At 67.9% G+C, this 8748-nt stretch carries 9 protein-coding genes; all 9 read right to left on the bottom strand.

Annotated elements, in window-relative coordinates; genetic code table 11:
• Positions 1-860 (bottom strand): P-type conjugative transfer protein TrbL (gene trbL / locus K5Q19_RS17970; protein WP_170171511.1); only part of this gene is annotated, 860 nt, incomplete at its 3' end.
• Positions 857-1240 (bottom strand): putative entry exclusion protein TrbK-alt, encoded by a 384-nt coding sequence (gene trbK-alt, locus K5Q19_RS17965; protein ID WP_075151007.1) that lies wholly within the window; start codon positions 1238-1240, stop codon positions 857-859. The genes trbK-alt and trbL, both read right to left, overlap by 4 nt.
• Positions 1241-1253: 13 nt before the next feature.
• On the bottom strand, positions 1254-1973 hold the full coding sequence (trbJ, locus tag K5Q19_RS17960; RefSeq protein WP_060977346.1) for a P-type conjugative transfer protein TrbJ: 720 nt from the start codon (positions 1971-1973) through the stop codon (positions 1254-1256).
• Entirely contained in the window at positions 1970-4459 is a 2490-nt protein-coding gene (gene trbE / locus K5Q19_RS17955) for a conjugal transfer protein TrbE (protein WP_060977345.1), read from the bottom strand. The genes trbJ and trbE overlap by 4 nt, the downstream gene beginning before the upstream one ends.
• Complete coding sequence (locus K5Q19_RS17950; protein ID WP_021244356.1) at positions 4456-4737, bottom strand: VirB3 family type IV secretion system protein; 282 nt, start codon at positions 4735-4737, stop codon at positions 4456-4458. The genes trbE and K5Q19_RS17950 overlap by 4 nt, the downstream gene beginning before the upstream one ends.
• Positions 4734-5102, bottom strand: coding sequence for a TrbC/VirB2 family protein (locus K5Q19_RS17945; RefSeq protein WP_099046471.1), 369 nt, complete (start codon positions 5100-5102; stop codon positions 4734-4736). Before K5Q19_RS17945 ends, K5Q19_RS17950 begins: the two co-directional genes overlap by 4 nt.
• The gene (gene trbB, locus K5Q19_RS17940; protein ID WP_060977343.1) at positions 5099-6085 is read right to left on the bottom strand and encodes a P-type conjugative transfer ATPase TrbB; all 987 of its coding nucleotides are present in this window, start codon (positions 6083-6085) and stop codon (positions 5099-5101) included. Before trbB ends, K5Q19_RS17945 begins: the two co-directional genes overlap by 4 nt.
• Before the next feature lie 228 nt (positions 6086-6313).
• Positions 6314-6742 (bottom strand): CopG family transcriptional regulator, encoded by a 429-nt coding sequence (locus tag K5Q19_RS17935; RefSeq protein WP_060977342.1) that lies wholly within the window; start codon positions 6740-6742, stop codon positions 6314-6316.
• Positions 6743-6751: 9 nt separating this feature from the next.
• Positions 6752-8737 carry a conjugal transfer protein TraG gene (locus K5Q19_RS17930; protein ID WP_060977341.1) on the bottom strand — a complete coding sequence of 662 codons (1986 nt, stop codon included), beginning with the start codon at positions 8735-8737 and terminating at the stop codon, positions 6752-6754.
• Positions 8738-8748 lie beyond the last annotated feature (11 nt).

Raw genomic sequence — 8748 nt, 5'->3', positions numbered from 1 at the left:
CCACCGACCAGCGCGCCGCCCGCCGCCAGCACGGTGCCGGCCGCCGCGCCCGCGCCGAGCTGCGGCCCGCCCGAGACGATCCCGTTGGCGATGCCGGGGCCGAAGATCGACAGGCCGAGCAGCGACAGCGCGCCGAGCGCGATCGCCAGAACCTGCCGCGCGTCGGGTTCGGGACCGACCGTCGCCGTGAACGTGCTGAACAGGGTCGTGCCGATCCCGGTGATGACCGCGAGCACCAGCACCTTGATCCCGCTGGAGACGATATGGCCGAGCACTTTTTCGGCCATGAACGCGGTGCGGTTCCAGAAGGCGAAGGGCAGCAGGACGAATCCGGCCAGCGTCACCAGCTTGAACTCGATCAGGGTGATGAATATCTGGATGGCGATAATGAAGAAGGCGAGGACGACGATCAGATAGGCGAGCAGCAGCACGGCGATGATCGCGAGATTGGCGAACACCGACCAGAGGCTGTTATAGGCCTCCATCGCGTCGATCAGTGGCTGCGCCGCATCGAGACCCTTTGCAGCGATCGTGCCGGGCTTCATGAACTCCGCGAGGCTGAGGGCATCGCCACTCGCCTTGAGCCCCAGCCCCGCGAAGCTGTCGAACAGGATCGTCGCCAGTGTCTGGAAATTGCCGATGATGAAGGCGAAGGCGCCGATATAGAGGGTTTTCTTGACCAGCCGCTGGATCACGTCCTCATCGGCGCCCCAGGCCCAGAACAGCCCGGCGATGGTCACGTCGATCGCGATAAGGGTCGAGGACAGGAAGCCGACCTCGCCGCCGAGCAGGCCAAAGCCGCTGTCGATGTAGCTGGTGAAGGTGTCGAGGAAGGTATCGACGATCCCGGTGTCACTCACGGCGCGGTGCTCCCGGCCTGATCGGCGGGGACAAAGGGGCCGGGAAGCTCCGGCCGGATCGCCTCGTCAGCCCGGCTGCCGTCGCTGTCATATGCGGCGGGAAGCGCAGGATGCTCGCCCGGCGCGGGCGCGTCGGCATCCTTGCCGAAGAAGCGGCGGCGCTTTTCCGCCCATGCCGCCTCGCAGCCGGAATCCGGCATGGTGAGCGTGGCGCAGCGTTCCAGTTCGCGCGCCAGCCGCTTCTCCTGCTCTCCTTCTTCAAGGACGGGCAGGACGGCTTCAAGCTGCGGTTCATGCGGTTCGCGCGAGCCCGCGAGCGCCACGGCCAGCATGATGCCGCCGAGCGCGGCGACACCGGCGATCTTTGCATTGCGCGACATGCGGCTTCTCCTGTCAGTCGCGGCCGAAGAAGCGGCGGAAGCGTTCGCGCCCCTCCGCCTCGATCGCGGCCTGCCGCGCGGCGTCGAGCGACTGCGCCCGTCCCTGCGCCGCGACGGCGGCGGTGAGGTCGGCGAGCTGCTGCGATTGCAGGGCGAGAAGCTGGTTGCCCGCCTGCGCGGCCTGGAGCGCGCCGGTCGCCGACTGACTGGCCGAGACCAGGCTGTTCATCGTGGTGCGCGCGCCCTCGATATTACCGACGACGCCGGCCTGCACCTGCAAGGAGTCCTGGAACGCGCCGACGCTGTCCTCCCAGCGCGCGTTCGCATTGGCGATCATCTGGGCGTTGGTGCCGGTGAGCGCGGTGCCCTTGTAACGGTCGGTGAAGGCGCTCTGGATGTCCCGGACATCGTAGGCGATGCGCTGGGCCTGCCTAAGCAGCTGCTGCGTCTGCCGGACCTGCTGCTGGAGAACGTCGACCGTCGAGAGCGGCAGCGAAGCGAGATTGCGCGCCTCGTTGATGAGGCTCGTCGCCTGCTGCTGAATTTGCTGAATCTGGTTGTTGATCTGCTGGAGCGACCGGGCGGCGGTCAGCACGTTTTGGGCGTAATTGGTCGGGTCATAGACGATCCCGCCGAACTGGGCGTGCGCGGGCGTCGCGGCGGTGGTGCCGATCATGCCGGACGTGGCGATCGCGCCGGCCAGCATGGCGCGGCGCAGGATGGTGGCTTTCATGGGATCATGTCCTTCAAGGCAAGGGGGAGCTGGCCGGTATCTTCCCGGTTTCCGGCCAGCGGATCGGGTTGAGGTTCGGGAAGAAGCTCGACCGCCCAGGCGCAGCCGCGGTGACGCAGCCATTCGGCCGCGAAGGCAGGCGCGCCATGCGCCTCCACCAGCTCCGCGATCCGGCGCTGATCGGTCTTGGAAGAGGCGGCGGCGAAGGCCAGCGCGACCTCGCCAAGCCCCAGCTCGAACAGGCGGTTGCCGCGCCTTGACTGGCAGTAATAATCGCGCTTCGGCGTCGCCCGGCTCAGGATTTCGATCTGGCGGGCGTTGAGCCCGAACCGCTCGTAGATCACCGCGATCTGCGGTTCGACCGCGCGTTCGTTCGGCAGGAATATCCGGGTCGGACAGCTCTCGACGATGGCGGGCGCGATCGTGCTGCCCTCGATCTGCGCGAGCGACTGGGTGGCGAAGATGACGCTGGCGTTCTTCTTACGCAGCGTCACCAGCCATTCCGAAAGCTGTTTGGCGAACGCGGGCGATCCCAGCGCCAGCCAGCCCTCGTCGATGACGATGAGCGTCGGGCTGCCGTCGAGCCGCCCCGCGATGCGGTGAAACAGGTAGGACAGGACGGCCGGGGCCGCGCCGCTTTCCATCAAGCCTTCGGTCTCGAACACCTGAACGGTGGCCTCGCCAAGCCGCTCGGTCTCGGCATCGAGCAGCCGGCCCCATGCTCCGCCCACGCACCAGGGCGCGAGCGCCTGCTTGAGCTGCTGGCTCTGGAGCAGGACGGCAAGGCCCGTCAGGGTCCGTTCCGCGATCGGCGCGGTGGCGAGCGAGGTCAGCGCCGACCAGATATGCTCCTTGGCCTGCGGGTCGACGGTCACATTCTCGGATGCGAGGATCGCCGCCAGCCATTCGGCGGCCCAGGCGCGTTCGGCTGGGTCGTCAATATGGGCGAGCGGTTGGAGCTGCACGCCGTCCCCGGCCTCGTCGGCGAGCATCCCGCCGAGATCCTGCCAGTCGCCGCCCATACCGATCGCAGCCGCGCGGATGCTGCCGCCGAAATCGAAGGCGAAGACCTGCGCGTTCTCGTAGCGGCGAAATTGCATCGCCATCAGTGCAAGCAGCACCGACTTGCCGGAGCCGGTCGGCCCGACGATGAGGGTGTGCCCGACATCGCCGACATGAAGGGAAAACCGGAACGGGGTCGAGCCTTCGGTCTTGCCATAAAGCAAGGGGGGCGCACCGAAATGCTCGTCCCGTTCCGGCCCCGCCCATACTGCTGACAGGGGGATCAGGTGGGCGAGATTGATGGTGGAAATCGGAGGCTGGCGGACGTTGGCATAGGTGTGGCCGGGGAGGCTCCCAAGCCACGCCTCGATCGCGTTCATGCCCTCGGGGATCACGGTGAAGTCGCGACCCTGGATGACCTTTTCGACCAGCCGCAGCTTTTCAGCCGCAATGGCGGGATCGCGGTCCCACACCGTCACGCTGGCGGTGACATAGGCCATGCCGGCGTAGTCGGCGCCCAGCTCCTGCAAGGCAGTGTCGGCGTCGGCCGCCTTGTTCGAGGCATCGCTGTCGAGCAGCGTCGATGCCTCGTTGGTCATCACTTCCTTGAGGATCGCAGCAACGCTTTTGCGCTTGGCGAACCATTGGCGGCGGATGCGGGTCAGCAGCTTCGTCGCGTCGGTCTTGTCGAGCATGATCGCGCGGGTCGACCAGCGATACTCGAAGGCGAGCCGGTTCAGTTCGTCGAGCAGGCCGGGGAAGGTGACGCTCGGGAATCCCGTGATCGTCAGCGTGCGCAGATGATGGTCGCCGAGTTTCGGCTCCAGCCCGCCGGTCAGCGGCTCGTCGGCGAGCAGCGCGTCGAGATGCATCGGCGTTTCCGGCACGCGCACGCGCTGGCGCCGGGTCGAGATCGTGCTGTGCAGGTAAGTCAGCGTCTCGCCGTCATCGAGCCAGCAAACCTCGGGCACGAAGCCCTCGACCAGATTGAGCACCCGGTCGCTGCGATCGGTAAAGCTCTGGAGCAATTCCCACGGATCGACGCCCGTGCCGGAACGGCCTTCATAGAGCCAGGTTTCGGCGCGGGCGGCGTCCTCGGCCGGTGGCATCCAGAGGAGCGTCAGATAATAGTCGCTCTCGAAATGCGCGCCTTCTTCGCGAAACTGTTCGCGCCGCTCCATATCGACCAGCGCCGAGACCGGATCGGGAAAGTCCGATTCCGGATAGTCGAGCGCGGGCGTGCGCTGCGCTTCGACGAAGATTGCCCAGCCCGAGCCGAGACGGCGCAGCGCATTGTTGAGCCGCGCCGTGGTGGCGACCAGCTCGGCTGGCGTGGCGGAATCAAGGTCCGGTCCCCGAAAACGGGCGGTGCGCTGAAAGCTGCCGTCCTTGTTGAGAACGACGCTTGTCCCGACCAGCGCGGCCCAGGGCAGGAAGTCGGCGAGATGCGCGGCGCCGTTCCTGTATTCGCGCAAGCTCATCATGGCTGCATCCATGTCGGGTAGCGGAGGTGGCGGCGGGCCACGTCGACGAACTGGGGATCGCGCCGCGCGGCCCATACCGAGAGCGCATGGCCGATCGCCCATATCGCGAGGCCGGCGATCCAGAGGCGCAGGCCCAGCCCGATCGCGCCTGCCAGCGTCCCGTTGACGATGGCGAGCGAGCGCGGGGCGCCTCCGAGCAATATCGGCTCGGTCAGCGCCCGGTGGACCGGCGCGAAGTAGCCCGCGATGGGCTCGCCATGATCGGCCGCGCCGGTCATGCGACCATCGCTCCGCCACCGAAGGAAAAGAACGAGAGGAAGAAGCTCGACGCGGCGAACGCGATCGACAGACCGAACACGATCTGGATCATCCGCCGTGCCCCGCCCGACGTATCGCCGAAGGCCAGGGTCAGCCCGGTCACGATGATAATCATCACCGCGATGATCTTGGCGACCGGCCCCTCGATGCTTTCGAGGATAGACTGGAGCGGCGCCTCCCACGGCATCGACGATCCGCCCGCATGGGCGGGCATCGCGTAGAGCAGCCCGGCCGCGGTGATGCCGATATGGCCGAGGCGGTCGAGCACGGTGCCGCCGAGCAGGCGGCCCTTCATGGTCCTGAGAGGCGTGGCGTCGTTGGTCATGGCAGGTCTCCGGTCTGGGGGGTGGTGAGCGGCGTGAGGCGGTAGTCGCCGGTCGCGGCGTCGAGCCCTTCGACGCGGGCCAGCTCGGCGAGGCGGCGGCCGTGCCCGTCGCGGACGAGCACGGCGATCAGGTCGATGGTCTCGGCCAGCAGCGCGCGCGGGACCGTGACGACGGCCTCCTGAATGAGCTGCTCCATACGGCGCAGCGCGCCGAGCGCGGTTCCGGCGTGGATCGTGCCGATGCCGCCCGGATGGCCGGTGCCCCAGGCTTTGAGGAGATCGAGCGCCTCGGCGCCGCGCACCTCGCCGATCGGGATGCGATCAGGGCGCAGGCGCAGCGAGGACCGGACGAGATCGGACAGCGAGACGACGCCATCCTTCGTGCGCATGGCGACGAGGTTCGGCGCGGCGCATTGCAGCTCCCGCGTGTCCTCAATCAGGACGATACGGTCGGTGGTCTTGGCGACTTCCACCAGCAGCGCATTGACCAGCGTGGTCTTGCCACTGCCGGTGCCGCCCGCCACGAGGATGTTGGCGCGAGCGGCGACGCCATCGCGGCATGCCGCCGCCTCGGCCGCCGACATGATCCCGGCGGCCGCATAGTCGTCGAGCGTGAACACCGCGACGGCGGGCTTGCGGATGGCGAAGGCCGGGGCCGCGACGACGGGCGGCAGCAGCCCCTCGAACCGCTCGCCCCCTTCGGGCAGCTCGGCGGAGACGCGCGGGGACCGGGCATGAACCTCGACGCCGACATGATGCGCGACCAGGCGGACGATGCGCTCGCCGTCAGCGGCGGCCAGCGTCATGCCGGTGTCGCTGATGCCCTCGCCGAGCCGGTCGACCCACAGCCGTCCGTCCGGGTTCAGCATCACCTCGATCACGGCGGCATCGTCGAGCCAGGCCGCGATCGACGGCCCCAGCGCCGTGCGCAGCATCCGCGCGCCGCGCGTGTTCGCTTCGGATCGGATCGGCTGGACGGACAAGAAACGGCCCCTGAATTAGGCCGGGCGAACCGCCGCCCGGCGTCAGGGGCACATCAAGAGAGACAGGAAATCGCGCGAGGCAACAACTATGTCAGGGCGTAGTAGTGACGGCGGCAGATAAGTGCGCGTTGCGGTCTGACGCTTTCAGCACCGCTCTCCGCCCGCGCTATTTCGTGAAGATACCTGGCCGATTCGCGCATGGCCGGCCCCGGCTGGTTCGCTGCACTGTCATGTGTCGGTGGAGCCGCCGTCACGACCTGCAATATCCTCCGGTATTTCGTCGAGCAGGCTCTTGCCGCTGGCGTAGCGGCGGCCCAGCGTCTCGACAAAACCCTCATAGCGCTTGCGGCCCTTGACCTGGGCGGCCGCCTGATCCTCGTCGGGCAGCGGCGGCGTCACCGCCAGCCAGAAGCGGACGAAAAGCGCCAGTGCCTCGGTGGTGAGGCCGGTGTTGCGTTCGAGCCGCTGGACCTGCCGCGAAAGCCGGTCGAGCCTTCGGGCGAAGGCCGCCTCCATCCGGTCGGCGCCGTCCGGCGACATCCAGGAGGTGACGGCGGCTTCCACGATCGCCGAGCGCGAGATGCGGCGGCGGATCGCCAGCTCGCTGACCTGACGGGCCAGCTCGGGCGGAAAATAGACGTTGAGACGCACGCGCATGGGAATCTCCTACATTTCGATGCCGTCGTCGGGATCGAGCGACGCCTGCCGCGCGACGCCCTGCATCCGCCGCCGTGCCGCCGCCTGGCGCGCAGCATCCTCGGGTTCGTCCTCGACGATGGAAAACTCCTGCGCGGGCGGTGCGGGCGTCGTCTCCTTCACGATGGCGACATGATCGGGAAGCTCGGGCTCGCGGCGCAGCCCGCTGTTGGCGGCATCCTCCTGGCGCCGGATGATTGCCGCGATCTCGGCGGGATCGGCCGAAGCGGCGAGCCCCGTCCAGTCGTCGGGACGGATTTCCCGAGGTGGCGATGCGGCCGGATCGGGCGGCGGCATGATCCGCGCGGCGAGACGGGGATCGGCGTAGTAAGCAGCCTTCTTCGCGCGGATGGGCTGGACGCCCGACACCATGACGATTTCCTCGTCGGGCGGCAGCTGCATGACCTCGCCCTGGGTCAGAAGCTGGCGGGCGGTTTCGGAGCGCGAGACCATCAGATGCCCGAGCCAGGGCGAGAGCCTGTGCCCGGCGTAGTTCTTCATCGCGCGCATCTCAGTCTTGGTGCCGAGCGCCTTCGACACGCGCTCGCCCGTCTTCTCGTTGTTGGTCGCGAAGCTCACCCGAACATGGCAGTTATCGAGGATCGCATTGTCCTGCCCGTAGGCTTTCTCGATCTGATTGAGCGACTGCGCGATGAGGAAGGATTTCAGGCCATAGCCGGCCATGAACGCCAGCGCGCTCTCGAAAAAGTCCAGGCGCCCGAGCGCGGGAAACTCGTCGAGCATCAGCAGCAGGCGATGACGCCTGGCGCCGCTCGGCAGTTCCTCCGTCAGCCGCCGCCCGATCTGGTTGAGCATCAGGCGGATGAGCGGCTTGGTCCGCGAGATGTCGCTGGGGGGAATGACGAGGTAGAGCGTCGCCGGCTGCTCGCCCGATACGAGATCCATGACGCGCCAGTGGCAGGCGCGCGTGACCCGGGCGACGACGGGATCGCGGTAAAGCCCGAGAAACGACATGGCGGTCGAGAGCACGCCCGAGCGTTCGTTGTCGCTCTTGTTGAGCAGTTCGCGCGCGGCCGAGGCCACCACCGGATGCACGCCGGCTTCGCCGAGATGGGGCGTCGCCATCATCGCGGCCAGCGTCTGCTCGATCGTCCGCGCCGGGTCGGACAGGAAGGCGGCGACACCCGCCAGGGTCTTGTCGGGCTCGGCGTAGAGAACATGCAGGATCGCGCCGACCAGCAACGCGTGGCTGGTTTTCTCCCAGTGGTTGCGCTTCTCCAGGCTGCCTTCGGGATCGACCAGCACGTCGGCCACGTTCTGCACGTCGCGGACTTCCCACTGGCCGCGCCGCACCTCCAGCAGCGGGTTGTAGGCGTCCGACGCCGCGTTGGTCGGGTCGAACAGCAGCACGCGGCCATGCTGCGCGCGGAAGCCCGCGGTCAGCGTCCAGTTCTCGCCCTTGATGTCATGAACGATCGCCGATGCCGGCCAGGTCAGAAGCGAGGGGATCACGAGGCCGACGCCCTTGCCGCTGCGGGTCGGCGCATAGCACAGCACATGCTCGGGGCCGTCGTGGCGCAGATAGGCGCGGCCCAGCTTGCCGAGCACCACACCGTCGTCGCCGAGCAGCCCGGCCGCACGCACCTCGTCCTCGGTCGCCCAGCGCGCCGAGCCATAGGTTTCCGCGTTCTTCGCCTCGCGTGCGCGCCAGACCGACATGGCGATGGCGACAGCGACCGCCACGAAGCCGCCCGACGCGGCGATCCAGGCGCCGGTCTGGAAGATGGCGGGCGCATAGGCGTCGTAGCTGAACCACCACCAGAAGAAGGCGTAGGGCGGATAGACCGGCCAGCCGAGCGCCGTGAACCAGGGTTCGCCAAGCTCGGGCTGATACGCCAGCGCCGCCGCGGTCCATTGTGTGGCGCTCCAGATCGCGGCGACCACGATCAGGAAGACGGCGATGATCTGGCCCCAGAGGATTTTGGTAGCGGGCATGAGAGTCTCCT

Source organism: Novosphingobium sp. (assembly GCF_019748365.1).
Lineage (GTDB): Bacteria > Pseudomonadota > Alphaproteobacteria > Sphingomonadales > Sphingomonadaceae > Novosphingobium.
This window is presented reverse-complemented; position numbering and strand designations above follow the sequence as displayed.

Excerpts from the sequence above, each read along its gene's own strand:
- K5Q19_RS17935 (WP_060977342.1), bottom strand. The coding sequence starts at position 6,742 with ATGCGCGTGCGTCTCAACGTCTATTTTCCGCCCGAGCTGGCCCGTCAG.
- K5Q19_RS17950 (WP_021244356.1), bottom strand. The coding sequence starts at position 4,737 with ATGACCGGCGCGGCCGATCATGGCGAGCCCATCGCGGGCTACTTCGCG.
- K5Q19_RS17945 (WP_099046471.1), bottom strand. The coding sequence starts at position 5,102 with ATGACCAACGACGCCACGCCTCTCAGGACCATGAAGGGCCGCCTGCTC.
- trbJ (WP_060977346.1), bottom strand. The coding sequence starts at position 1,973 with ATGAAAGCCACCATCCTGCGCCGCGCCATGCTGGCCGGCGCGATCGCC.
- trbE (WP_060977345.1), bottom strand. The coding sequence starts at position 4,459 with ATGATGAGCTTGCGCGAATACAGGAACGGCGCCGCGCATCTCGCCGAC.
- K5Q19_RS17930 (WP_060977341.1), bottom strand. The coding sequence starts at position 8,737 with ATGCCCGCTACCAAAATCCTCTGGGGCCAGATCATCGCCGTCTTCCTG.
- trbK-alt (WP_075151007.1), bottom strand. The coding sequence starts at position 1,240 with ATGTCGCGCAATGCAAAGATCGCCGGTGTCGCCGCGCTCGGCGGCATC.